The sequence below is a fragment of the Streptomyces sp. NPDC014882 genome, assembly GCF_043081325.1.
In the GTDB taxonomy this organism is placed as follows: domain Bacteria; phylum Actinomycetota; class Actinomycetes; order Streptomycetales; family Streptomycetaceae; genus Streptomyces.
On record NZ_JBIBWL010000020.1, the window covers coordinates 23,505 to 47,599 of the forward strand.

15 protein-coding genes are annotated in these 24,095 nt (G+C 72.1%); 9 read left to right on the plus strand and 6 right to left on the minus strand.

The features are described 5' to 3' along the window. The first annotated feature begins 226 nt into the window (after positions 1–226). On the plus strand, positions 227–2,143 hold the full coding sequence (locus ACF09K_RS31820) for a rhamnogalacturonan lyase (RefSeq protein WP_392248792.1): 1,917 nt from the start codon (positions 227–229) through the stop codon (positions 2,141–2,143). A 71-nt stretch (positions 2,144–2,214) separates the two neighbouring features. Here ACF09K_RS31820 and ACF09K_RS31825 read toward each other — a convergent pair whose 3' ends face one another. Next, complete coding sequence (locus ACF09K_RS31825) at positions 2,215–4,875, minus strand: cellulose binding domain-containing protein (RefSeq protein WP_392248793.1); 2,661 nt, start codon at positions 4,873–4,875, stop codon at positions 2,215–2,217. Between the two features lie 225 nt (positions 4,876–5,100). Beyond that, the gene (locus tag ACF09K_RS31830) at positions 5,101–8,016 is read right to left on the minus strand and encodes a glycoside hydrolase family 48 protein (protein WP_392248794.1); all 2,916 of its coding nucleotides are present in this window, start codon (positions 8,014–8,016) and stop codon (positions 5,101–5,103) included. 392 nt (positions 8,017–8,408) lie between these two features. Between ACF09K_RS31830 and ACF09K_RS31835 the strand changes: the two genes are divergently transcribed. From ACF09K_RS31835 to ACF09K_RS31845, 3 genes are all read left to right on the plus strand, one after another. Next, positions 8,409–8,633 (plus strand): hypothetical protein, encoded by a 225-nt coding sequence (locus ACF09K_RS31835; RefSeq protein ID WP_392248795.1) that lies wholly within the window; start codon positions 8,409–8,411, stop codon positions 8,631–8,633. A gap of 143 nt (positions 8,634–8,776) precedes the next feature. Beyond that, positions 8,777–10,504, plus strand: coding sequence for a glycoside hydrolase family 6 protein (locus ACF09K_RS31840; protein ID WP_392248796.1), 1,728 nt, complete (start codon positions 8,777–8,779; stop codon positions 10,502–10,504). 191 nt (positions 10,505–10,695) lie between these two features. Beyond that, a complete protein-coding gene (locus tag ACF09K_RS31845; RefSeq protein ID WP_392248797.1) occupies positions 10,696–11,631 on the plus strand; it encodes a class I SAM-dependent methyltransferase in 936 nt (311 codons plus the stop codon). 189 nt (positions 11,632–11,820) lie between these two features. Here ACF09K_RS31845 and ACF09K_RS31850 read toward each other — a convergent pair whose 3' ends face one another. From ACF09K_RS31850 to ACF09K_RS31860, 3 genes are all read right to left on the minus strand, one after another. Further along, positions 11,821–12,657 (minus strand): aldo/keto reductase, encoded by an 837-nt coding sequence (locus ACF09K_RS31850; RefSeq protein WP_392248798.1) that lies wholly within the window; start codon positions 12,655–12,657, stop codon positions 11,821–11,823. A gap of 98 nt (positions 12,658–12,755) precedes the next feature. Then, on the minus strand, positions 12,756–14,582 hold the full coding sequence (locus ACF09K_RS31855) for an AMP-dependent synthetase/ligase (protein WP_392248799.1): 1,827 nt from the start codon (positions 14,580–14,582) through the stop codon (positions 12,756–12,758). Positions 14,583–14,942: 360 nt separating this feature from the next. Further along, on the minus strand, positions 14,943–15,848 hold the full coding sequence (locus ACF09K_RS31860) for a LysR substrate-binding domain-containing protein (RefSeq protein ID WP_392248800.1): 906 nt from the start codon (positions 15,846–15,848) through the stop codon (positions 14,943–14,945). A gap of 213 nt (positions 15,849–16,061) precedes the next feature. Here ACF09K_RS31860 and ACF09K_RS31865 point away from each other — a divergent pair, with 213 nt between their 5' ends. Further along, positions 16,062–17,138, plus strand: coding sequence for a bile acid:sodium symporter family protein (locus ACF09K_RS31865; RefSeq protein ID WP_392248879.1), 1,077 nt, complete (start codon positions 16,062–16,064; stop codon positions 17,136–17,138). Positions 17,139–17,303: 165 nt separating this feature from the next. Here ACF09K_RS31865 and fdhD read toward each other — a convergent pair whose 3' ends face one another. Next, positions 17,304–18,152, minus strand: coding sequence for a formate dehydrogenase accessory sulfurtransferase FdhD (gene fdhD, locus ACF09K_RS31870; RefSeq protein ID WP_392248801.1), 849 nt, complete (start codon positions 18,150–18,152; stop codon positions 17,304–17,306). A 549-nt stretch (positions 18,153–18,701) separates the two neighbouring features. Between fdhD and ACF09K_RS31875 the strand changes: the two genes are divergently transcribed. The 4 genes from ACF09K_RS31875 (at position 18,702) to ACF09K_RS31890 (ending at position 24,094) form a co-directional block, all read left to right on the plus strand. After that, positions 18,702–19,649: a beta-ketoacyl-ACP synthase III gene (locus ACF09K_RS31875; protein WP_392248802.1), complete on the plus strand. Its 948-nt coding sequence runs from the start codon at positions 18,702–18,704 to the stop codon at positions 19,647–19,649. Positions 19,650–20,050: 401 nt separating this feature from the next. Continuing rightward, positions 20,051–21,232, plus strand: a complete 1,182-nt coding sequence (locus ACF09K_RS31880) for an ROK family protein (RefSeq protein WP_392248803.1) — start codon at positions 20,051–20,053, stop codon at positions 21,230–21,232. A 319-nt stretch (positions 21,233–21,551) separates the two neighbouring features. Continuing rightward, positions 21,552–23,078, plus strand: coding sequence for a sugar ABC transporter ATP-binding protein (locus ACF09K_RS31885; RefSeq protein ID WP_392248804.1), 1,527 nt, complete (start codon positions 21,552–21,554; stop codon positions 23,076–23,078). After that, the gene (locus ACF09K_RS31890; RefSeq protein WP_392248805.1) at positions 23,075–24,094 is read left to right on the plus strand and encodes an ABC transporter permease; all 1,020 of its coding nucleotides are present in this window, start codon (positions 23,075–23,077) and stop codon (positions 24,092–24,094) included. Before ACF09K_RS31885 ends, ACF09K_RS31890 begins: the two co-directional genes overlap by 4 nt. The last annotated feature ends 1 nt before the right edge of the window (position 24,095 follow it).

Below are 24,095 nucleotides of genomic sequence, written 5' to 3' on the forward strand. Positions count from 1 at the left end.
GGGGCCGCCCGGGGCGTCCGAACCGCCCGGCCCCGCGTCTCCGGCCCCCGGACGGGCCCGCCCGGACCGCGACCACACGCCGTCCGAGCACCGTGGCGCCCCCCTCGCTGAGCGCTCGGCGCTCGCGGGAAGCCGACGAGAAAGGCCCGGCGAACCCGGCAACCTCCCTGCCGTCGGCGGCGACTGGGAGAGCGGAACCCGTCCGTCCTCCCGGGAGGTACCCCTCGTGCAGCACCCCCACCCGCACACGCCTGCGCCACGGCCCCCGCTGCGTCCCCCCACGCACCGCCGGAGGCGCGGGGCCGCTGTCCTCGCCGCGGCGGTCGCCGTGACCGGTCTCGTCGGCGCCGGACTCACCACGCTCACCCCGGGCAGCGCCGAGGCGGCCACCGCCCGCCAGGTCGAGAAGCTCGACCGGGGAGTCGTCAGCGTGCACACCGACAGCGGCAACCTGGTCAGCTGGCGCTGGCTCGGCACCGACCCGGGCGACGTCTCCTTCAACGTCTACCGGGCCGGCACGAAGGTCAACGCGACCCCCGTCACCGGCTCCACGAACTTCTTCCACGCCGGCGCCCCGGCCCAGGCCGACTACACGGTCCGCGCGGTCGTCGGCGGTGTCGAACAGGCTGACTCCGTCCACGCCGTCCAACTGCGCACCGGTTACAAGGACGTGCCGATCAGCCCGCCCGCCGGCGGCACCACCCCCGACGGAGTGGCCTACACCTACGAGGCCAACGACGCCTCCATCGGCGACCTCGACGGCGACGGCGCCCTGGAGTTCGTCCTCAAGTGGTACCCGACCAACGCCAAGGACAACTCGCAGTCCGGCTACACCGGCAACACCATCGTCGACGCCGTCAGGCTCGACGGCACCCGCCTGTGGCGCGTCGACCTGGGCCGCAACATCCGCTCCGGCGCCCACTACACGCAGTTCCAGGTGTACGACTACGACGGCGACGGCAGGGCCGAGGTCGCCATGAAGACCGCCGACGGCACCAAGGACGGCACCGGCGCGGTCATCGGCAGTTCCGGTGCCGACCACCGCAACTCCAGCGGTTACGTGCTGTCCGGCCCCGAGTTCCTCACCATGTTCGACGGGCGGACCGGCAAGGCCATGGGCACGGTCGACTACGTGCCCGCCCGCGGCACCGTCTCCTCCTGGGGCGACTCCTACGGCAACCGCGTCGACCGCTTCCTCGCGGGCACGGCCTACCTGGACGGCACCCGCCCCTCCCTGGTCATGGCCCGCGGCTACTACACCCGCACGGTGATCGCGGCCTGGGACTGGCGGGGCGGCGCCTTCACCCGCCGCTGGACCTTCGACACCAACTCCTCCACCAACTCCGGCAAGGGCTACGACGGTCAGGGCAACCACGCCCTGTCGGTCGCCGACGTCGACGCCGACGGCAGGGACGAGATCGTCTATGGCGCGATGACCGTCGACGACGACGGCAGCGGCCTGTGGACGACCAGGCTCGGCCACGGCGACGCGGCCCACCTCGGCGACCTCGTGCCGTCCCGGCCCGGACCGGAGTACTTCAAGGTCTCCGAGGACAAGAGCAAGCCGGGCTCCTGGATGGCGGACGCCCGCACCGGTCAGATCCTCTGGCAGACGGCCTCCGGCGCGGACAACGGCCGCGGGGTCGCCGCCGACGTCTACGCCGGCAGCCCCGGGGCCGAGGCGTGGTCCGCCTCCGACACCACCCTGCGCTCGGCGACCGGCGCCTCCCTCGGCCGCGAGCCGTCCAGCATCAACTTCGTCACCTGGTGGGACGGCGATCCGGTCCGCGAACTCCTCGACGGCACCCGCATCGACAAGTACGGCACCTCCGGCGACACCCGCCTGCTGACCGCCTCCGGCGTCCACTCCAACAACGGCACCAAGTCCACCCCGTCCCTGTCCGGGGACATCCTCGGCGACTGGCGCGAGGAGGTCGTCTGGCCGACGACGGACAACAAGGCCCTGCGGATCTACTCGACGCCCGTCGAGACCGGCACCAGGATCACGACCCTGCTCCACGACACCCAGTACCGCACCGCCCTGGCCTGGCAGAACACCGCCTACAACCAGCCGCCGCACCCGAGCTTCTTCATCGGCGACGGCATGGCGACGGCCCCGCGGCCGACGGTCTACACACCCTGACCGACCGCACGCGAAGGGCGCGTGCCGTTCGCGGCACGCGCCCCACCGGTCCGACGGCCTTTCAGCTCACCTCAGTTCACCGCGCAGGTCTGCTCGCCCAGCGTGAAGGCGGCCGGTTTCGCGTTCGCGCCCGACCAGGTGCCCGTGAAGCCGAAGCCCACCGAGGAGCCCGCCGCCACGGTGCCGTTCCAGCCGGTGTTCCTCACGGTCACCGACCCACCCGACTGGGTGTACTCGGCGTTCCACAGCTGGGAGACCTTCTGGCCGCCGGTGAAGGCCCAGTTCAGGGACCATCCCGACCAGGCGCTCGTCCCCGTGTTGGCGAGCTTCACGTCCGCCTGGAAGCCCCCGGCCCACTGGTTGGTGACGGTGTACGTCACCGCGCAGGCGCCCGTCGGTACCGGGTCCGTGCCGCCGCCCCCGTCGTCCCCGCCTCCGGGAGCCGAGGTGTCGCCGTAGACCACGCCCCGGCCGTTGGTCGAGACGTAGACGCGGCCGTAGACCCGCGGGTCACCCGTGATCGCGGCGCCCGTCCAACCCCACTGGTGGGCGTCGTCGTTGATCCGCGTCCAGCTCACGCCCTCGTCCGTGGAACGGAAGACGCCGCGCACCCCGGCGATCTTCGCGCTGGTGTACAGCGTCTGGTACGAGGCGCCCGGGGCGGCCTTGCCGAAGCCGATCGTGTCGGCCTGCTCGACACCGGACAGCTTGGTGAAGCTCCTACCGCCGTCGGTCGAGTGCCACAGCCCGTACGCCCCGTTGCTCGCCCCGCCGGCCAGCCAGATGTCGCCCTTCGTGCCGGGAAGTGCCTGGAACCGCACGCTGTCCCCGCTGGGCAGACCGGTCGCCGGGGACGCGGCGAAGGTCGCGCCGCCGTCCGAACTGACGTAGAACCTGCCCGACTTGAAGCCGTAGAACGTCTTGGCGTCGACGCGGTCGGACTCCACGAGCGCGCCGGCCGGGATGCCGCTCGACGCCGACCAGGAGGTGCCGAAGCCCGTCGTGTGGTGCACCCCGGTGCCCGCCGGGCTCCACACGAAGCGGCTGCCGTCCGCCGCCGCGGCCACCGTCCCGCCGCCGCTCACGCCCGAAGGGTCGGTGCCCGCGAACCAGTTGGCGCCGTTGTCCGTCGAGAACGCCACGTGCGGACCAGAGTCGAGGTCGCCGGTCCGCACGACCGTGTTCGGATCGGACCCGGCGAAGTCCAGGCTCGTGGTGGTGGTGAAGTTCGGCGAGGTGAACATCATCGACGGGACCTTGGTCAGGTCGGTGTGCCGGAAGCCGCCGACGTCGCCGAGCGCGCTGAGCAGCGGGGCGCCGGCCGGGGGAGAGGCGAGGTCGTTGACCGCGGTCTCCTCCAGCCCCTGCACCATGGGCTTGACGGTGAACCTGCCGCCGGAGTCCCAGGCGGTGAGGTTCTCCGTGCCGTAGACCGTCGCGCCCGTGCCGTACATCATGCGGTTCGAGTCGAAGGGGTCGATCTCCAGCGACTCCGTCATCCAGCCCAGCTTCGGGGACTGCTCGGGCGGTGACGGGTTCGCCCCCCAGGTCAGCCAGGGGGAGGAGGAGACGTCCATGGTGTACCGGTTCTCGCGGTTCGGGTACGACGTGTAGTCCCACGCCTTCGTCCAGGTGCCGCCGCTGTCGGTGGAGCGGAAGATCTGGGTGTCCGGCCACCAGGAGCTGTAGGCGGTCGCCATCACCGTGCCGGGGCGCTGCCGGTCGAGCGTCAGTCCGCTGAAGCCGTAGTAGGTGTCGGCCTCGGCGACCGGGCTGATGTCGGTCCAGGTCCCGGTCGCCGTCGTGTACCGGTACAGCCGGCCCTTGCCGCCGTCGTACGGGCCGCCCTTGTCGCTGTACGCGAGGTACAACTGGCCGTTGACGGTGTCCAGGACGCCCTTGTGGGCCAGGTACCCCGTCGGCTGCCCGGCGAGCCGCGACCAGGTCGCTCCGGCGTCCGTCGAGCGGTACACCGCGTTGTCCGTGTCCGCGACCCCGACGTAGACCGTCTTCGTGGCGCTGCCCGACGTCCCGGTCGACTCGTCGAAGGTGACCCAGACGATGCCCTGGTTGTCGGAGGCGTAGCCGCTCGTGTCGCTCGGATCCTGCACGTAGTTCCCGACGTTGGGGAAGTTCGCCACCTGCGACCAGGTGACGCCCGAGTCCGTCGACCGCCACAGCCCCTTGCCGCTCGGCGCGCCCAGGTACAGCACGCTGTTGCGGTTCGGGTCCACGGCGAGGCGCTCGCCCATGCCGCGGCCGGGCATGTTGCCGCCGAGCTTGAACGGCAGGTCCGTCCGCTGCCAGCTCGCGCCCCGGTCCGCCGAGCGCATGACCGCCCCGTTGCCCGGGTCCCAGCTGTTGGTGTACGTGCCGACGGCCGCGTACACCCGGTTCGGGTCGACGGAGTCGGAGGCCAGGCTCACCACGCCCGTGTGCCCCCACTTGTCCCAGCCGACCGAGTCCAGCAGCGGCGTCCAGGTCCTGCTGCCCTGCTGCCAGCGGTAGGCCCCGCCGATGTCGGTGCGGGCGTAGGCGAGGTTCTTCTCCTTGCGGTTGAAGACGATGCCCGGGACGAAACCGCCGCCGTCGATCCGGGCGTTCTTCCAGGTGTACGACTCCGCCGCCAGGGGCGCCGGCGCGGCGCCGTCGGCGGCGAGCGCGGGCGGGGTGCCGGCGAGCAGGCCGGCCGCGAGCGCCAGCGCGGCCGTGAGGACACGGGTTCTTCGCACAGTGGGGTCCTTCCTCGAGAAGCCATGTCAAGGAATGTGCGGGGTGCGCGGGGTGCGCGGGGTGCGCGTATCACCGGGTGGTGCGCGCGGTGTGGGGACGCGCGGGACGGCACGGAACGCGCCGGGGAGGTGCGGGGACGTGCGGGGAGGCCGGACGCGACGACCGGGCGGTCCCCTGTACGGGTGGGGACCGCCCGGCGCGGTACGCGGAGCCTTAGCGGGGGCTTATTCGAGAAGCTCCGCGTACGAGCCCATGGCCATGGCGATGTCCGCCTGGGCCCAGAACCGGTGGTACGTGAACACGGGCGCGGCTCCGCCCGCGAGATAGTCCTCGATCTTCGACCAGGACGGGTCGTCCTCGTAGAAGGACCTGATCGACGCGAAGGTCGAGGAGGCGCTGATCGCGTCGCCGTTCGGCATGGTGCCGGTCCAGCCGCTCGGGACGTACAGGGCGTCGTCGAAGCGGTTGTAGTCGGTGCGGGTCTCGGGGACCGCGATGCCGAGGGCGTCCTGGTTGTTGTTCCACATGCCGTCCAGGAGCGCCTTGGCGGTCGACTTCGCCTCCGCGTCGCCGGACTTGGCGGCGTAGTACGTCAGGGTCCTGGCGTACGCGGCGGCCACGCCGACGTCGTTGGTGTAGTCGGCGACGGTGACGTGGAGTCCCGTGTTGGCACCGGGGCTCGCGGCGTTCCAGGTGTCGGGCTGGCCCGACCACTGGAGGGTGGAGGGGATCAGGAACGTGCCGTCCGGGTTGACCGTGGTCTCGGACAGGGCCCAGTCGACCCACTTGTCCAGGACCGCCTTGGCCTTGGCGTCACCCGACTGCTGGTAGTACTCGGCGACCCGCTCCATCGACCACGCCTGGAAGCCGAACCACTGGTTGGACGGCGGGTCGTGGTAGACGGGCTTCTCGTCGTAGTACATACCGTAGAAGGTCGACTTCCCGGCCGGGGGAGTCGCGTAGCGGCCCGCCCAGCTGTTGGTCGCGCCGCCCGCGATGGCGCCTTCGCTGGACTGGAGCCACCGGTAGAACTCCACCTGCCGGGTCAGCGACTTGGCCCAGTCCGCCTGTCCCGTGGCCGACTTGGGCTTGAGGTCGGCGTAGCTGCTCAGCGCGTAGGCGGCCAGGGGGTTCTGGTAGCCGCCGTGCGCGTGGCTGGAACCGATGCGCCAGGCCCAGCCGGCGCTGGTGTCGGTGGCACCGCCCCACGCGTAGTACCAGGACAGCAGGTAGTGCGAGGCGTCCTTGCCGGTGCCCGCCGGGCAGGCGGACGGACCCACGCAGTTGCCGACCTTCTTGAAGTACTTGTCGTACATCGCGTACCGCAGGTAGTCGCCCATCTTCGCCGCCTTGGCGACGGTGGCCGAGACCTGGCTGCCCTTGCCCTGCTGCTCCGCCCAGACGTCCGCCCAGTAGGCGGCCTGCACGGCGCGCGCGTCGGCGTCCGGGGCGTTGGTGAACTTCCACTGCTTGGCATAGGAGGAGTCACCGGTGAACAGGTCCAGGTAGCCGTTCTTCCCGCCGTACTTGAAGGCGTCGCAGGTCGGCTGCGGCACCGTCTCCCACACCGACTCCTGCGCGCCGCGCTGGAAGGTGTTGATGTACGACGGTCCGGTGTCGGACGGACCGGCCTCGCACTTGCCGGGGGAGTTGCCGTAGCCGTAGACGTTGTCGACGTCCTGGAGCCAGTGCATGGCGTAGACGTCGTCCGTGCCGTACGCGGACTTCAGCTCACCGGCGATCGGGTCCGGTCCCACCGACACCGCGCTGTCCAGCTTCGCCGGATATTCGTTGGGCGTGTCCAGTTCCGGCGCGTACGTCGCCGGCTTGGACGCGTTGTAGAAGGAGTTCGTCGGCTGGTCGGCGTGGGTGGGGATCATGTACTTCTCCATGGTCTCCCAGGCGCCGTTGAACTTGGTCCAGTCGCCCGTGACCTTGCCGTACATCGCCTGCAGCCAGAGCAGGTAGCTGTACGCCTCCGACGTGGTCTCGTGCCCGTGGTCGGGGGCCTCGACGATCAGCGTCTCCACCGAGTGGTAGGGGATCCCCTCGGGCGAGAAGTAGCCGTTCGCCGGGTTGGTGATCTTCCCGTACAGCTCCAGGAAGCGCGCGTCGTACGCCTTGGACGCGGCGATCTGGGTGACCGTGACCGCGGTCTTCGCGTGCCCGTTCGCCGTCGACTCGAAGGTCGCCGCGCCCGTGCCGGAGCTGTCGGCCGTGACGGTCACCTTCTGCGCGGTGTTCCAGTTCGACGGGGTGAAGGTCAGGCTCGCGCCCCCGGTCACCGTGAGTCCCGTGTTGCCGCTCGCCCGGGCGGTCGTCACGGTCACGTTGGCCGACGGCTGGGTGGAGAGCCGCAGCTCGTACGTCCCCGTCTTGCCCTGCTGGACGGCGAGCTGGGTCGTGGAGGCCACCACGGCCGGTCCCGAGGCGACCGTGATGCCGACCGGCGTGGACGACGCGGAGGCGCCCAGGCTGTCGTAGGCCTTCGCCACCAGCGAATGACTGCCCACGGTCAAGCCAGAGGCCGACAGCGAGTACGGCGCGCTGGTGTCCGTGCCCAGCAGGGTCGTGTCGTCGTAGAACTCGACCTTGCTGACGGTCGCGCCGTCCGCGGCGGCCGCGGTGGCCGCGAGCGGCACCGCGTCCCCCTGGGTGTAGACCGCACCCGCGGCCGGGCTGGTCAGCACGGTGATCGGCGGCTGGTGGGCGCCGGTGCACGGGGTGCCGTTGACCGAGAAAGTCGTGGGAGCGGCGTTGCTGCCGCTGTAGGTGAACTGCGCCCCGGTGCCGACCGACGCGCCGGCGGCGACCGTCCCGTTGTAGGAGGCGTTGGTCACCGTGATCTGCTTGCCGGACTGCGACCAGCTGCCGTTCCAGCCGTTGGACAGCTTCTGGTTGCCGGCGTACGTGTACGCCAGGGTCCAGCCGTTGATCGCGTCCGTGCCGCGGTTGGTGAGGGTGAGATCCGCGGTGAAGCCGGATCCCCAGTCGTTGGTCTTGTAGTCGACGCTGCACTGGAGCGCCGCGGCCTGGGCGGGGGTCGTGCCGGTGCCCAGCATGGTCAGGGGGAGCGCGAGGGCCGCCACGGCGGCGGTCCACAGTCGCCGCGCCGTGCGGCGTCTGCGTGAGGGATCCATGGTGCCGGTTCCTCCTTGCGGCTCGGAGAAGGGGGGAGGAGCAACAAGCCTTGAACCAGTGGGAGCGCTCCCATAGTGGGGATGCGGGTGGGAGCGGTCAAGGTGCTTGAAGAGTCGAAAATGTTCGACACGCGAGGTTGAGAGAAAGTCGGCAACCCTCTGTTCTTTGCCGTCACTTGGCGCTAGCTTCGTTGGCACCAGTGGGAGCGGTTCCATCAGTCGACGCGTCCGTACCGACGTGCCCGAGCTGTGAGGACTCGCTCATGCGACACCCCCCGCGTTCAGTACTTTTAGCCGTCGTCGGCAGGGTCGCCCCCGCCGGCGCGGTCGCCCTCGCCCGGGGCGCCGCGCTGCCGGTCCCGACGGCGCGGGCAGCCACGGCCGCTCGACCGGTGGAGCACTCCGTCACCGGACGGCGGGACGCCGCCGTCCGGCCGGCCGCGGACCGGCACCTCGGCACCGCCCGCACCCCCCGCACCTCCCGCACCTCCTCGGACGAGGAACGCCGGCCCGGCCTGTCGCGCATCCGGCCCGGGCGCGGCGGCGCGCACCGCGACGGGACGCCCGCCGCGTACGGCGCCGGGCCGCGCGATCGTCCGCGCGCCCTCGACGGCTGACCCCGGTACCGCCCCACGACCACTTCACGACCACGACCACTTCACGACCACGACCACTTCACGACCACGACCACTTCACGACCACGACCCCCAGGGAAAAGCGCGTCACCCCACACCCGCAACCGAGAAGGAACACCGCACCCATGAGCCGTAGCAGAACTGCGATACTCGCCGCGCTGGCGCTGGTCGCCGGTGCCTCCGGGACGGCGCTCGCCGTCGTCCCCGGTGACGCCGGCATCGCCGCCGTGCCGTGCACCGTGGACTACAAGGTGCAGAACGACTGGGGCACCGGCTTCACCGCCAACGTGACCGTCACCAACAACTCGGCCGCAAAGTCGAGTTGGGCCGTGAAGTGGTCGTACGCCGGGAACCAGAAGGTCACCAACGCCTGGAGCGCGAAGCTCACCCAGTCCGGCACGGCCGTCACCGCCGCCAACGAGAGCTACAACGGCACGCTGGCGACGGGCGCCTCCACCAGCTTCGGGTTCCAGGGCACCTACAGCGGCAGTAACGCGCTCCCGACGACGTTCACCCTCGACGGCGTCACCTGCAACGTCGACGGCGGCGGCCCCACCGACCCCGGTCCGACGGACCCGACCGACCCGGGCACCCCCGGCACCAGGGTCGACAACCCCTACGCCGGCGCCAAGGTGTACGTGAACCCCGAGTGGTCGGCGAACGCCGCGGCCGAACCCGGCGGCAGCCGCGTCTCCAACCAGCCCACCGCCGTCTGGCTCGACCGCATCGCCGCGATCAACGGCGCCAACGGCAAGATGGGCCTGCGCGCTCACCTCGACGAGGCGCTGAAGCAGAAGGGCTCCGGCGAGCTCGTCGTCCAGTTCGTCATCTACAACCTGCCCGGGCGCGACTGCTCCGCCCTCGCCTCCAACGGCGAACTGGGCCCGACGGAGATCGACAAGTACAAGACGCAGTACATCGACCCGATCAAGGCCATCATGGCCGACTCCAAGTACGCCGGGCTGCGCATCGTCAACACCGTCGAGATCGACTCGCTGCCCAACATCGTCACCAACACCGGCAGCCGGGCCACGGCCACCCCGCAGTGCGACGTGATGAAGGCCAACGGCAACTACCAGAAGGGCGTCGGCTACGCCCTGAACAAGCTCGGTGACGTGCCCAACGTCTACAACTACGTCGACGCCGGTCACCACGGCTGGCTCGGCTGGGACGACAACTTCGCCCCCAGCGCCGCGATCATGAAGGAGGCGGCCACCAGCGAGGGCGCCACCGTCAACGACGTCCACGGCTTCATCACCAACACGGCCAACTACAGCGCCCTGAAGGAGAACAACTTCTCCATCAACGACAACGTGGCCGGCAAGTCGGTCCGCGAGTCGAAGTGGGTCGACTGGAACCGCTACGTCGACGAGCTGTCCTACGCCCAGGCCTTCCGCAACCAGCTGGTCACCGCCGGCTTCAACTCCAACATCGGCATGCTGATCGACACCTCCCGCAACGGCTGGGGCGGCACCGCCCGGCCCGCCGGACCGGGCGCCACGACCAGCGTCGACACCTACGTCGACGGCGGCCGCTACGACCGCCGCCTCAACACCGGCAACTGGTGCAACCAGGCCGGTGCCGGCCTCGGTGAACGCCCGCAGGCCGCTCCGGCCGCCGGGATCGACGCCTACGTCTGGGTCAAGCCGCCGGGTGAGTCCGACGGTGCCAGCAGCGCCATCTCGAACGACGAGGGCAAGGGCTTCGACCGGATGTGCGACCCCACGTACACGGGCAACCCGCGCAACAACAACAACATGTCGGGCGCCCTGGCGAACGCGCCGATCTCCGGGCACTGGTTCTCCGCCCAGTTCCAGGAGCTGATGAAGAACGCCTACCCGCCGCTGCCGTAACCGCGTGACCCGCCGAGGGCGCACCACCGGCCCTCGGCGCGGTACCCGGCCGCTCCCGTCCATTGGGGGGCGGCCGGTCGGCGTTTCCCGGAAAAACGCCACCGGGTTTTTTGCCGCCCCGGCAACGGGGATGGCCTCCGGCCGGTGCGTCGGCGCACGCTGTCGGCACCACGGACGAGAGGCTGACCACCATGGCGCACGAACAGCACGAACAGCACCAGCAGCACGGGCACGACGACCCGGGACACGGACACGGGCACGGACACGGACACGGGGACGGCACCGAGATCGACTGGGCCGAGATGGCCCCGCACCTGGAGGCCCAGGCCGAGCTGTTCGCGCCCCTGTACGAGAAGGCCCTGTCCTGGCTCGGGAAGGAGGTGACCGAACCCGGGCTGATCGTCGACGCGGGCAGCGGCCCCGGCGTGGTGTCCTGCCTGTTCGCGGAGGTGTTCCCCGGCGCGCGGGTCCTCGCCGTCGACGGCTCCGGACCGCTCCTGGAACGGGCGCGGGCGCGGGCCGGCCGACTCGGACACGCCGACCGCTTCGGCACGCTGACCGGAGAACTCCCGGAAGTCCTCCAGGAGTTGGACTACCCCGCCGACCTGATCTGGGCCGGCCGCAGTCTGCACCACCTGGGCGACCAGCGCGCCGCCCTCGCCGCGTTCGCCGAGCGGCTGGCGCCCGGCGGCACGTTGGCGATCATGGAGGGCGGTCTGCCGAGCCGGTTCCTGCCGCGCGACCTCGGGTTCGGCCGCCCCGGCCTGGAGGCACGGCTCGACGCGCTGGAGGCGGAGTGGTTCGCCCGGATGCGTGCCGACCTGCCCGGAGCCGTCGAGGAGACCGAGGACTGGGCCGCGCTGCTGAGCGCCGCGGGCCTGACGCACACCCGCACCCGCAGCTTCCTGCTCGACCTGCCGGCACCGGCCTCCGACCGGGCCCGCGCCTACGTCGCCGCCTCCCTGGGCCGGCTCCGGGACGTCTTCGGCGACACGCTCGACGCGGACGACCGGGCCGCGCTCGACCGGCTGCTCGACCCGCGGGACCCGGCCGGTGTGCACCGGCGGCCGGACGTGTTCGTGCTGGCCGCCCACTCGGTGCACACCGCGGTCAAGCCGGTGCGGTGACGAGGGACTCGGGGAACGGTGCTCGACGAGGGACTCGGGGAAAGGCGCTCGACGAGGGAGCCGGCGTCGACACCGTCGTCGTACGGCCGGACAGCCGGACAGCCGGACAGCCGGACAGCCGGACAGCCGGACCGACGCGCCGGGGGCGCCCCTCGACGGGAGGGGCGCCCCCGGCGCGTGCGGTTGCGCTCAGCCGATGTCGAACGTGGCCGGGTCGGGACCGATGCGCCGGTCCTCGTTCAGCGCGCTGATCGCGGCCAGGTCCTCGGTGTCCAGGCTGAAGTCGAACACCTCGATGTTCTCCTTGATCCGCGACGGCGTCACGGACTTCGGGATCACGATGTTGCCGATCTGGAGGTGCCAGCGCAGCACGACCTGGGCCGGGGTGCGCTCGTGCTTGCGGGCGATGGCGACGATCGCCGGTACTTCCAGGAGCCCCTTGCCCTGGCCCAGCGGGGACCAGGCCTCGGTGGCGATGCCCTGCTCCGCGTGGAACTCCCGCGAGGCGTGCTGCTGGAGGTGCGGGTGCAGCTCGATCTGGTTGACCGCGGGGATGACCGAGGTCTCGGCGATCAGCCGCTCCAGGTGCTCCGGCAGGAAGTTGGAGACGCCGATGGCCCGCGTGCGGCCGTCCGCGAGGAGCTTCTCGAACGCCTTGTAGGTGTCGACGTAGGAATCACGGGCCGGCAGCGGCCAGTGGATCAGGTACAGGTCGACGTGGTCGAGACCCAGCTTCTCCAGCGAGGTGTCGAACGCGCGGAGCGTCGCGTCGTACCCGTGGTCGCTGTTCCAGAGCTTGGTGGTGACGAAGAGGTCCTCGCGGGCCACGCCCGAGGCGGCGAGCGCCTTGCCGGTGCCCTCCTCGTTGCCGTAGATCGCCGCTGTGTCGATGCTGCGGTACCCGGCCTCCAGGGCGGTGGCCACCGCCCGCTCGGCCTCGTCGTCCGGCACCTGCCAGACGCCGAAGCCCAGCTGGGGCATCTCGACGCCGTTGTTCAGGATGATCGGGGGGACCTTGCTGCTCACGAGCTCTTGATCCTTCGGTTGTCCGTCAAGTGGTACTCCCATGGTCAACGATCACGGGGCGTCCCGCATTCCTGACCCCGGAATCCGTCGGCCGGGGCTCACGTCCGGTACAGCGCCTCGACCTCGTCGGCGTACGCGTTCTCGATCGCCCTGCGCTTGAGCTTCAGGGACGGGGTCAGCAGGCCCTGCTCCTCGGTGAACGGCTGGGCGAGGATGCGGAAGGTGCGGATCGACTCCGCCTGCGAGACCAGCGTGTTCGCCGTCACCACGGCCCGGCGCACCTCCGCCTCCAGGTCCGGGTCGCGCACCAGTTCGGCGGGTGCCGGTCGCGGTTTGTCGCACATCTGGAGCCAGTGTTCGACGGCCTCCTGGTCGAGGGTGAGCAGGGCGGCGACGAACGGCCGGTCGTTGCCGACGACGATGCACTGGTTCACCAGCGGATGGTCCCGGACGCGTTCCTCCAGGAGCCCCGGTGAAACGCTTTTGCCGCCGGAGGTGACGAGGATCTCCTTCTTGCGGCCGGTGATGGTGAGGTAGCCGTCCTCGTCGAGGGCGCCCAGGTCGCCGGTGGCGAGCCAGCCGTCGTGCAGGGCCTCGTCGGTGGCCTCGGGGTTGTTGAGGTAGCCCTGGAAGACGTTGTCGCCGCGCAGCCAGATCTCGCCGTCCTCCGCGATGCGCACGGTCGTGCCGGGGATGGCCTGGCCGACGGTGCCGTAACGGGTGCGGCCGGGCGGGTTGGCGGTGGCGGCCGCGGTGGTCTCGGTCAGGCCGTAGCCCTCGTAGATCCGCACGCCCGCGCCCGCGAAGAACAGGCCGAGCCTGCGGTCCATCGCCGAGCCGCCGGACATGGCGTGCCGGACCCGGCCGCCCAGGGCCGCGCGCATCTTGGAGTAGACGAGCTTGTCGAACAGCTGGTGCTGCACGCGCAGCCCCGCCGAGGGGCCCGGCCCGGTGCCCCACGCCTTCGCCTCGACGGCCTCCGCGTAGTCGACCGCCACCTCGACGGCCTTCCCGAACGGACCGGCCCTGCCCTCCCGTTCGGCCTTGCGGCGCGCCGCGTCGAAGACCTTCTCGAAGATGTACGGCACGGCGAGGAAGAACGTCGGCCGGAACGCGGCCAGGTCGGGCAGCAGGGCGGAGGCCTGCAGCTGGGGCTGGTGGCCGAAGCGGACCCGGCCGCGGACCGCGGCGATCTGGACCATCCGGCCGAAGACGTGCGCGAGCGGCAGGAACAGCAGGGTCGCCGCCTCCTCGCCCTTCCTGGAGCGGAACACCGGTTCCCAGCGCTCGATGACGGTGTCCGCCTCGAACATGAAGTTGCCGTGCGAGACGACACAGCCCTTGGGACGGCCGGTCGTCCCCGACGTGTAGATGACCGTCGCGGTCGACTCGGGGGTCACCGCCTTCCGGTGCCGGTGCACCACCTCGTCCTCGACGGAGGCGCCGGCGTCGTACAGCTCCTGCACGCACCCGGCGTCGAGCTGCCACAGCCTGCGCAGCCGGGGGAGGCGGTCGATGACGGTGGCGATGGTCATCGCGTGGTCCTCGTGCTCGACGACCGCGGCGGTGACCTCGGAGTCGTACAGCATCCAGAGGCACTGCTCGGCCGAGGAAGTCGAGTAGACGGGGACGACCTGCGCGCCGATGGTCCACAGGGCGTAGTCGAAGAGGGTCCACTCGTAGCGGGTGCGGGACATGATCGCGACGCGGTCGCCGAACCGGACGCCCTCGGCGAGGAGCCCCTTGGCGAGGGCGAGGACCTCGTCGCGGAACCCGGCGGAGGTCACGTCCCGCCAGTCGCCCCGCTCGTCCTTGCGGCCCAGCGCGACGTGCCGCGGGTCGTCCCGGGCGTGCTCGAAGACGACGTCGGCCAGACCGCCCACCGGCGGTGCCGACGCCGACGGAGGGTTGGTGAACTCCCGCAAACCCCGCACCCCGCTTCTCATGGCCGGCCGCACAGCGCCGTGAAAGCTACCCCACGCCCGCACGGGACGGGAGGGGGCCGGAAAGCGGGCGATGTCCTCGTCCGCGCTGGTCAGTACGAGAAAATGGGCTCACATGCGGAAGGGTCGGACACAAAACTGACGGAAGAGTAAGTTCCGGCACCGTAATCTCCACCGGATCTGCCCGACCCGCTCACGCCGCCGAGCCCCGGCGCACCGGGCGGCCGGGCCTCCGCGCACCGGGCGGCCGAGACCCGCGCACCGCCCTGTCGAGCCTTCGCGCACCGGGCGGCCGAACCTCCGCGTGCGGGCGGCCGGGCCCCGGAACCCCGGGCCGGTCCCTCAGCGGTTCTCGTCCGGCCGGTCCGCGGCCGCCGGGCGGGGGCCGCGCCGGTGCAGGCGGTCGCCGCCCGCCAGGATCGCCGCCGCCAGCGCGTCCGCGGCCCCCTGCGCCGCCGTCCGCCGCCGCCCGTGCACCAGGACGAACTCCACCCGGCCCAGCTCGGGCAGGCCCGCCCGCTCCGGGACCCGTACCAGGCCCGGCGGGATCAGACCCCGCGAGTGCGCCATGACGCCCAGGCCCGCGCGGGCCGCCGCGATCAGCCCGTTCAGGCTGCCGCTCGTGCACACGATCCGCCACGCCCGCCCCTGGCGCTCCAGCGCCTCCAGGGCAAGGGCACGGGTGATCCCCGGCGGCGGGAAGACGATCAGCGGCACCGGCCGGTCCGGGTGCAGCCGCAGCCGGTCCGCGCCGATCCACACCAGTTCGTCGTGCCGGACCAGTTCGCCGTGCGGGTCCTCGGGGCGCCGCTTGGCCAGCACCAGGTCCAGCTTCCCGGCCGCGAGCTGCTCGTGCAGCGTGCCGGACAGCTCCACCGTCAGCTCCAGGTCGACCTCCGGGTGGTCGTGCCGGAAGCCCTCCAGGATCTCCGGCAACCGGGTCAGCACGAAGTCCTCGGACGCGCCGAAGCGCAGCCGGCCCCGCAGCCGCGTGCCCGTGAAGTACGCCGTCGCCTGCTCGTGCACCTCCAGGATCCGCCGCGCGAACCCCAGCATCGCCTCGCCGTCCTCGGTCAGCTCCACCGAGTGCGTGTCCCGGGTGAACAGCGTCCGCCCCGCGGCGTCCTCCAGGCGGCGCACGTGCTGGCTGACCGTCGACTGGCGCAGCCCCAGCCGCCGGGCGGCCTGCGTGAAACTCAGGGTCTGGGCGACCGCCAGGAAACTGCGCAGCTGGGACGGCTCGTACACACCGCCCACCGTAGCGGTCACCGGGCCGGTCATCACGTCGCGCGATCACAGTGAGAGCGGTGTACCGGATTCCCGATCACGGGGCCGAGGGGGACGATGGACAGCCGAGGGGGACGATGGACAGGGGTCCGCGGCCCCACGACACCCGTACGAACGGGCACGTGACGAACGAGCAAGTGGAGCACCGTGAAACGTCTGCGCCGGCCGAGCCGGATGCCGATCGACCCGTACGTCCTGCTGCTGCTCGGGACGGTCGGCCTCGCGGCGCTCCTGCCGGCCCGCGGTGCCGCCGCCGACGCCGCCTCCGGCGCCTCCACGGCGGCGATCGCCTTCCTGTTCTTCCTGTACGGCGCCCGCCTGTCCACCCGGGAGGCGCTCGACGGACTCAGGCACTGGCGCCTGCACGTCACCGTCCTCACCTGCACCTTCGTGATCTTCCCGCTGCTCGGCGCGGCCACCCGGGGCCTCGTCCCGGTGGTCCTCACCGAGCCCCTCCAGCAAGGACTGCTGTTCCTGACCCTGGTCCCGTCGACCATCCAGTCCTCGATCGCCTTCACCTCGATCGCCCGCGGCAACGTGCCCGCGGCGATCTGCGCCGGCTCCTTCTCCTCACTCGTCGGCATCGTCGTGACGCCGCTGCTCGCGGCCGCCCTGCTCGGCAACAGCGGCGGCGGCTTCTCCGCGGACTCCGTCGTCGAGATCGTGCTGCAACTGCTCGTGCCCTTCGCGGCGGGGCAGGTGCTGCGCCGCTGGATCGGCGGGTTCGTCACCCGGCACCGGAAGGTCCTCGGTTACGTCGACCGCGGCTCGATCCTCCTCGTCGTCTACACCGCGTTCAGCGAGGGCATGGTCCAGGGCATCTGGCACCAGGCCGGCCCGGACCGGCTCGCCGCGCTGCTGGCCGTCGAGGCCGTACTGCTCGCCGTGATGCTCGCGCTGACCTGGTACGGCGCGAAGGCGCTGCGGTTCGGCCGCGCGGACCGGATCGCGATCCAGTTCGCCGGGTCCAAGAAGTCCCTGGCCTCCGGCCTGCCCATGGCGAGCGTCCTGTTCGGCGCGCACGCCTCGCTCGCCGTGCTGCCGCTGATGCTGTTCCACCAGATGCAGCTCATGGTCTGCGCGGTCATCGCCAAGCGCCGCTCGCACGACCCGGAGGCGGAGGCGGCCGAGACGGGGGCGGCCCAGGCGGAGGCGGCCGGGACGGAGACGGGGGCGGCCGACGCCGTCGAGGCGGCCCCGGCCCCGGCGCCACGGCCCCCGTCGGCCGGCCCGGGGCCGGCCCGGCACTGAGGCGGGACACCGCGTACCCGGAGGCGGAGCGGGGGACTCCGATCTGGGAGCGCTCCCATCGCCGTGCCCGTGCTGCCCGGTCACCGCGCCGCGGGCGGCGGTCGGCCCGTGCCCCTCCCCGTGCGCGGCGGACCGGACCCGCGGGTCCGACCCGGACGGAAGAACCTAGCCCCGCGCGGCCGCGGCCCGCAGGGCGATGCGGTCCTCGCCCGCGTACACGTTCATGGAGCTGCCCCGCAGGAAGCCCACCAGCGTCAGTCCCGTCTCCGCCGCCAGGTCCACCGCGAGGGAGGACGGCGCCGACACCGCCGCGAGGACCGGGATGCCCGCCATCACGGCCTTCTGAGCCAGCTCGAACGAGGCCCGGCCCGACACGAGCAGGATCGCCCGGGACAGCGGCAGGCCGCCGTTCTGCAGGGCGCGGCCGACCAGCTTGTCGACCGCGTTGTGCCGGCCGACGTCCTCGCGGACGTCCAGCAGCTCGCCGTCCTCGGAGAACAGGGCCGCCGCGTGCAGGCCGCCGGTGCTGTCGAAGACGCGCTGGGAGGCGCGCAGCCGGTCGGGGAGGGCGGCGAGGAGTTCCGGCGCGACGCGGAGCGGGGGAGTGTCGGCGACGGGCCAGCGGGTCGTCGTGCGCACCGCGTCCAGGCTGGCCTTGCCGCACAGGCCGCAGGACGAGGTCGTGTAGACGTTCCGCTCCAGGGTGATGTCGGGGACGGTGACGCCGGGCGCGGTCCGCACGTCGACGACGTTGTACGTGTTCGAACCGTCCGCGACCGCCCCGGCGCAGTAGACGATGTTCTGCAGATCGGCCCCCTCCGCCAGGACGCCCTCGCTGACCAGGAAGCCGGCGGCCAGGGCGAAGTCGTCGCCGGGCGTGCGCATGGTGATCGCGAGGGACCTGCCGTTGAGCCGGATCTCCAGCGGCTCCTCCGCGACCAGGGTGTCCGGGCGGCTGGAGACCGCTCCGTCGCGGATGCGGAGCACCTTGCGCCGTTCGGTGACTCGTCCCATGTCGTCAGCCCCGGTTCCGTACGTGCTGGTGGCCGAAACGGCCCTTGATGCAGAGGTTGCCCGCAGGCCGCCGGGTTATCGTGCGGCGAGGTGACCTGCGTGGCCCCATTGTCCCGCACGCGCGGCGCCGGGACGTGGCCCGGCACCGGCGTGAGAGGGCGGGGTCCGCCGCCGGTCTCCGCGCGGCACCGTCGTTCACCGCATCCCGCATCCCGCATCCCGTTCGCCGCGCACGACCGATGCCCCGGCTTCCCCGCTCCCGCCCGACCGGCGGCGTCCGGCACACACTCCCCGGAGGGGACACCCTCGGCCGCTTTGCCGGAACCGCCCCGATATGCCTGATGCCGGGCGGCCCTCCGCCTTGCGATCGCGTGCACCCGACGCCGCCGGGCCCGCCCTTCGGGCGGACGACGTCCCTCGGGAGGCACCCCTAGCGGGAAGCCGACAAGCCCGGTGCCGGTTTCCTGTCGCTTCACGTGCCCGCCTACCCGTGAGTCACTGATCAGACTGGTGGATCCCGCTATCCAAGGCAACGAGGGGGACCCCCCAATGAACGGCTCGCGCATCACCGCCGTCGGTCACTACCAGCCCGCCAAGGTACTCACCAACGAGGACCTCGCGGAACTGGTCGACACCAATGACGAGTGGATCAGGAGCCGGGTGGGCATCCGCACGCGCCACATCGCGGGTCCCGACGAGCCGGTGGACGAGCTGGCCGGACACGCCGCCGCCAAGGCGCTCGCGGCGGCCGGTCTCACCCCCGCGGACATCGACCTGGTCCTGGTCGCCACCTCCACCGCCGTGGACCGTTCGCCCAACATGGCGGCCCGGGTCGCCGCCCGGCTCGGCATCCCCGGGCCGGCCGCGCTGGACGTCAACGTGGTGTGCGCCGGGTTCACCCACACGCTCGCCACCGCCGACCACACGATCCGTGCGGGTGCCGCGACCCGCGCGCTGGTCATCGGCGCCGACAAGATGTCCGAGGTCACCGACTGGACCGACCGCACCACCTGCGTCCTCGTCGGCGACGGAGCGGGCGCCGCCGTGGTCGAGGCCTGCCCCGCCGGGACCGAGCCCGGGATCGGGCCCGTGCTGTGGGGGTCGGTGCCCGAGATGGGGCACGCCGTGCGCATCGAGGGGCAGCCGGCCCGGTTCGCGCAGGAGGGGCAGAGCGTCTACCGGTGGGCCACCACCCGGCTGCCGGCGCTCGCCCGGCAGGCCTGCGAGCGGGCCGGCCTCGCCCCGGAGGACCTGGCCGCCGTCGTGCTGCACCAGGCGAACCTGCGCATCATCGAGCCCCTCGCGGCGAAGATCGGCGCCGTCAACGCCGTGATCGCGCGCGACGTCACCGAATCGGGCAACACCTCGGCGGCGAGCATCCCGCTCGCCTTCTCCAAGCTGGTGGAGCGGGGCGCGATCTCCAGCGGGGATCCGGTCCTGCTGTTCGGTTTCGGCGGCAACCTGTCGTACGCGGGGCAGGTCGTGCGCTGCCCCTGACGGGCGCTGCCGCGGATCCGGGCGGCGGCGTGACGCGCTCGACCCCATCCGGGCGGGGTCCGCGCCCGCACGCCAGGACCGCACCCCGCGTCGGCGGGGAGGACGCGCCCGGGCCGGTTCCGCGCCCGCACGCCCGGACCGGCTCCCGCCCGTGCCCAGGCCGGCTCCCGCCCGGGCCGGCCCTCGCGGCAGGTCCGGCCGCCTCGCCGCCGTCCCTGCCTCCGCGCACCCGTGCCCTGCGTGCCCTCGACGTGCCGCGGGACATCTCTTTGTCCTGTGAGTGGAGAAAGTCGACGGCAATCCGTGCACGACTTCTTCCCACCCCCGGCGACCGCTGCTACGTTCCCTTCGAAAGCACGACACCGGGCGGCCGACTGAGGCGGGAGGGATCCGTGAGACGTATGACGGCACGGCCCGCGAACGCGCATCAGGCCCGGCTGCTCAGGCTGTTGCGTGACGGAGGTCCCAACTCCCGCGCGCAGCTCGGCGATCAGGTCGACCTCTCACGGTCCAAGCTGGCCGTGGAGGTGGACCGGCTGCTGGAGACGGGGCTGGTCGTGGCCGACGGGCTCGCCGCCTCGCGCGGCGGCCGCCGTTCGCACAACGTCCGGCTCAATCCCCAACTCCGTTTCCTGGGCGTGGACATCGGCGCGACCTCGGTCGACGTCGCCGTCACCAACGCCGAACTGGAGACGCTCGGACACCTCAACCAGCCCCTCGACGTACGTGAGGGACCGGTCGCGGTGTTCGAGCAAGTACTGGCGATGGCAGCGAAGTTGAAGGCCACGGGACTCGCCGAGGGCTTCGACGGCGCGGGCATCGGCGTCCCCGGCCCGGTCCGCTTCCCCGAAGGCGTACCGGTCGCGCCGCCGATCATGCCCGGCTGGGACGGCTTCCCCGTGCGGGAGGCGCTCAGCCAGGAGCTCGGCTGCCCGGTCATGGTCGACAACGACGTGAACCTCATGGCGATGGGGGAGCAGCACGCGGGCGTCGCCCGCACCGTCGCCGACTTCCTGTGCGTCAAGATCGGCACCGGCATCGGTTGCGGCATCGTCGTCGGCGGCCAGGTCTACCGCGGCACCACCGGCAGCGCGGGCGACATCGGGCACATCCAGGCGGTGCCCGACGGCCGGCCCTGCGCCTGCGGCAACCGCGGTTGCCTGGAGGCCTACTTCAGCGGCGCGGCCCTGGCCCGGGACGCCAGGGAGGCGGCCCAGCAGGGGCTGTCGGCGGAACTCGCGGCCCGGCTGGAGGCGAACGGCGGCCTCACCGCAGTCGACGTCGCCGCCGCGGCGGCCGCGGGCGACGCCACCGCCCTCGACCTGATCCGCGAGGGCGGCGACCGGGTCGGTCAGGTCATCGCCGGACTCGTCTCGTTCTTCAACCCCGGTCTGGTCGTGATCGGCGGCGGGGTGACCGGCCTCGGCCACACCCTGCTCGCCGCCATCCGCACCCAGGTCTACCGCCAGTCGCTGCCCCTGGCGACCGGCAACCTGCCCATCGTCCTGGGCGAGCTGGGCCCCACCGCCGGCGTGATCGGCGCGGCCCGCCTCATCAGCGACCACCTGTTCTCTCCCGCGTAGCCACTCCGTTAGTACCGGCGACCCGTCCTCCTCCGCGCAGCCACCGTTCGTACCGGACGTCCGCCCAGTTCTCCGACGAACCCGCCAGCCCGCTTCGCACGGCACCACCGGCACAGCGCCCTGCCCGGCCCCGCTCTCCCCGTCCCGCCCGGCCCTGCTCTCCCCGTCCCGCCCGGCCCTGCTCTCCCCGTCCCACCCCGCGCTGCCTCGCACCGTCCTGCCCCGCCTCGTCCTCCGCTGCCCCGCGCCACCTCAGGAGCGCCCGATTCCTGGCGTTCCGCCCTGACTCCGGCCCGCACGCCCGCCGAGGGGAATCCACATGGCACCAGAACCACCGCTGCTCAGCATGTCCGGCATCACCAAGTCGTTCCCCGGCGTCCGGGCCCTGGACGGCGTCGACCTCGACGTCCAGGCCGGTGAAGTGCACTGCCTGCTCGGCCAGAACGGCGCCGGCAAGTCCACCCTCATCAAGGTGCTGGCCGGCGCCCACCAGCCCGACGGCGGCACCATCCGCTGGCGCGGCGAACCGGTCGTCCTGCGCTCGCCGATCGCCGCGATGCGCCTCGGCATCGCCACCATCTACCAGGAACTCGACCTGGTGGAGCACCTGTCGGTGGCGGAGAACGTCCACCTCGGCCACGAGCCCACCACCGCGGGATTCGTCGTCCGCGCCGGGGCGGCCCGTCGGGCGACGGAAGCCCTGCTGCGGCGGCTCGGGCACGCGGAGATCGACCCGGCCGCTCCGGTGGGGGAGCTGTCCGCGGCCCAGCAGCAGGTCGTCTCCATGGCGCGGGCCCTCTCCCACGACGTCCGGCTGATCGTGATGGACGAACCGTCCGCCGCCCTCGACCCCGACGAGGTCGACAACCTCTTCCGCATCGTCGGCGACCTGACCGCGGACGGCGTGGCCGTCGTCCACATCTCCCACCGCCTGGAGGAGATCCGCCGCATCGGCGACCGCGTCACGGTGCTCAAGGACGGCCGGGCGGTGGCCGGCGGCCTGCCCGCGAAGTCGACACCCACCCGCGAGGTCGTCGCGCTGATGACGGGCCGCGACGTCGCGTACGTCTTCCCCGAGCGGCCCGCGGCCGGCGTGCCGGCCACGGACGGGAAGCCCCTGCTGGAAGTGCGCGGGCTGGCCCGGGAGGGCGAGTTCGAGCCGCTCGACCTCGACCTGCGGCCGGGGGAGATCGTCGGACTCGCCGGGCTGGTCGGCTCCGGCCGCTCCGAGATCCTGGAGACGATCTACGGCGCCCGCCGTCCCACGGCCGGTCACGTCACGGTGGACGGAAGGCCGTTGAGGCCGGGCAGCGTGCGGGCCGCCGTACGCGCCGGACTGGGTCTCGCCCCCGAGGAACGCAAGGCCCAGGCCCTGCTGATGCTGGAGTCCGTCACCCGCAACGTCTCCGTCTCCTCCCTCTCCCGCTTCTCGCGCGGCGGCTGGATCGACCGCGGCGCCGAACGGGGAGCGGCCCGCGCGGCGACCCGCGAACTGTCGCTGCGCCCCGACAACCCGTCCGCACCGGTACGGACCCTGTCCGGCGGCAACCAGCAGAAGGCCGTCCTGGCCCGCTGGCTGCTGCGCGGCTGCCGCGTCCTGCTGCTCGACGAACCCACCCGCGGGGTCGACGTCGGCGCCCGCGCCGAGCTGTACGCGGTCGTCCGCCGACTGGCCGACGAAGGACTCGCCGTGCTGCTCGTCTCCAGCGAGGTGCCGGAGGTCCTCGGCCTCGCCGACCGGGTCCTGGTGCTCCGGGAGGGACGCGTGGTCCACACCGCGCCCGCCCGCGAACTGGACGAACACCGCGTACTCGACCTCGTCATGGAAGGAAGTCCGGCGTCATGACGCAGCCCGTCTCCCCACCGCGGGACGGCACCGGAAAGGTGCCGTCGGCCGCCGGAACGCCCGCCCGGCGCACCGTGCCGTTCCGCACCGACGTCCGCACCCTGTCGCTGCTCGGCGTGCTCGCCGTACTGGTCCTCATCGGCGGCGTCACCAGACCGGACGAGTTCCTGGACACCCGCAACCTCCAGCTCGTCCTCACCCAGGCCTCCGTCATCGGTGTCGTCACCGTCGGCATGACCTTCGTCATCATCTCCGGCGGCATCGACCTGTCGGTCGGCGCGATCGTCGCCCTCGCCTCGGTGTGGGCGACCACCGTCGCCACCCAGGAGTACGGCTTCGGCGGCATCCTCCTCACCGCCGTCCTCGTCGGACTGGGATGCGGCCTGGTCAACGGGGTCCTCATCGCGTACGGCGGGATGGTCCCGTTCATCGCCACCCTCGCCATGCTCGCCTCCGCCCGCGGCCTCGCCCTGCAGATCACCGACGGACGGACGCAGATCGTCACCGTCGACGGCGTCCTCGACCTCGGCGAACGCGACTCCTACGTGCTCGGCGTCCCGCCGCTGGTCCTGGTGTTCGCCGCGGTCACCGTCATCGGCTGGCTGGTCCTCAACCGGACCACCTTCGGCCGCCGCTCCGTCGCCGTCGGCGGCAACGCGGAGGCCGCCCGGCTGGCCGGCATCGACGTACGCCGCCAGCGGCTCCACCTCTACCTGCTGTCCGGGCTGTGCTGCGGCATCGCCGCCTTCCTGCTGATCGTGCTGGCCGGCTCCGGCCAGAACACCAACGGCAACCTCTACGAACTCGACGCCATCGCCGCCGCGATCATCGGCGGCACCCTGCTCACCGGAGGCCGCGGCACCATCGTCGGCTCCGTCCTCGGCGTCCTGATCTTCACCACGATCACCAACATCTTCGCCCTGAACAACCTGCAGAGCGACGTCCAGCAGATCGCCAAGGGCGCGATCATCGTCGCCGCCGTGCTGGTCCAGCGCCGTACCGCGAGCACGACCTGAC

Coding starts and splice junctions, on each gene's coding strand:
- ACF09K_RS31830 (WP_392248794.1), bottom strand. CDS start 8,016: ATGGATCCCTCACGCAGACGCCGCACGGCGCGGCGACTGTGGACCGCC.
- ACF09K_RS31840 (WP_392248796.1), top strand. CDS start 8,777: ATGAGCCGTAGCAGAACTGCGATACTCGCCGCGCTGGCGCTGGTCGCC.
- ACF09K_RS31845 (WP_392248797.1), top strand. CDS start 10,696: ATGGCGCACGAACAGCACGAACAGCACCAGCAGCACGGGCACGACGAC.
- ACF09K_RS31865 (WP_392248879.1), top strand. CDS start 16,062: ATGCCGATCGACCCGTACGTCCTGCTGCTGCTCGGGACGGTCGGCCTC.
- fdhD (WP_392248801.1), bottom strand. CDS start 18,152: ATGGGACGAGTCACCGAACGGCGCAAGGTGCTCCGCATCCGCGACGGA.
- ACF09K_RS31875 (WP_392248802.1), top strand. CDS start 18,702: ATGAACGGCTCGCGCATCACCGCCGTCGGTCACTACCAGCCCGCCAAG.
- ACF09K_RS31880 (WP_392248803.1), top strand. CDS start 20,051: ATGACGGCACGGCCCGCGAACGCGCATCAGGCCCGGCTGCTCAGGCTG.
- ACF09K_RS31885 (WP_392248804.1), top strand. CDS start 21,552: ATGGCACCAGAACCACCGCTGCTCAGCATGTCCGGCATCACCAAGTCG.
- ACF09K_RS31890 (WP_392248805.1), top strand. CDS start 23,075: ATGACGCAGCCCGTCTCCCCACCGCGGGACGGCACCGGAAAGGTGCCG.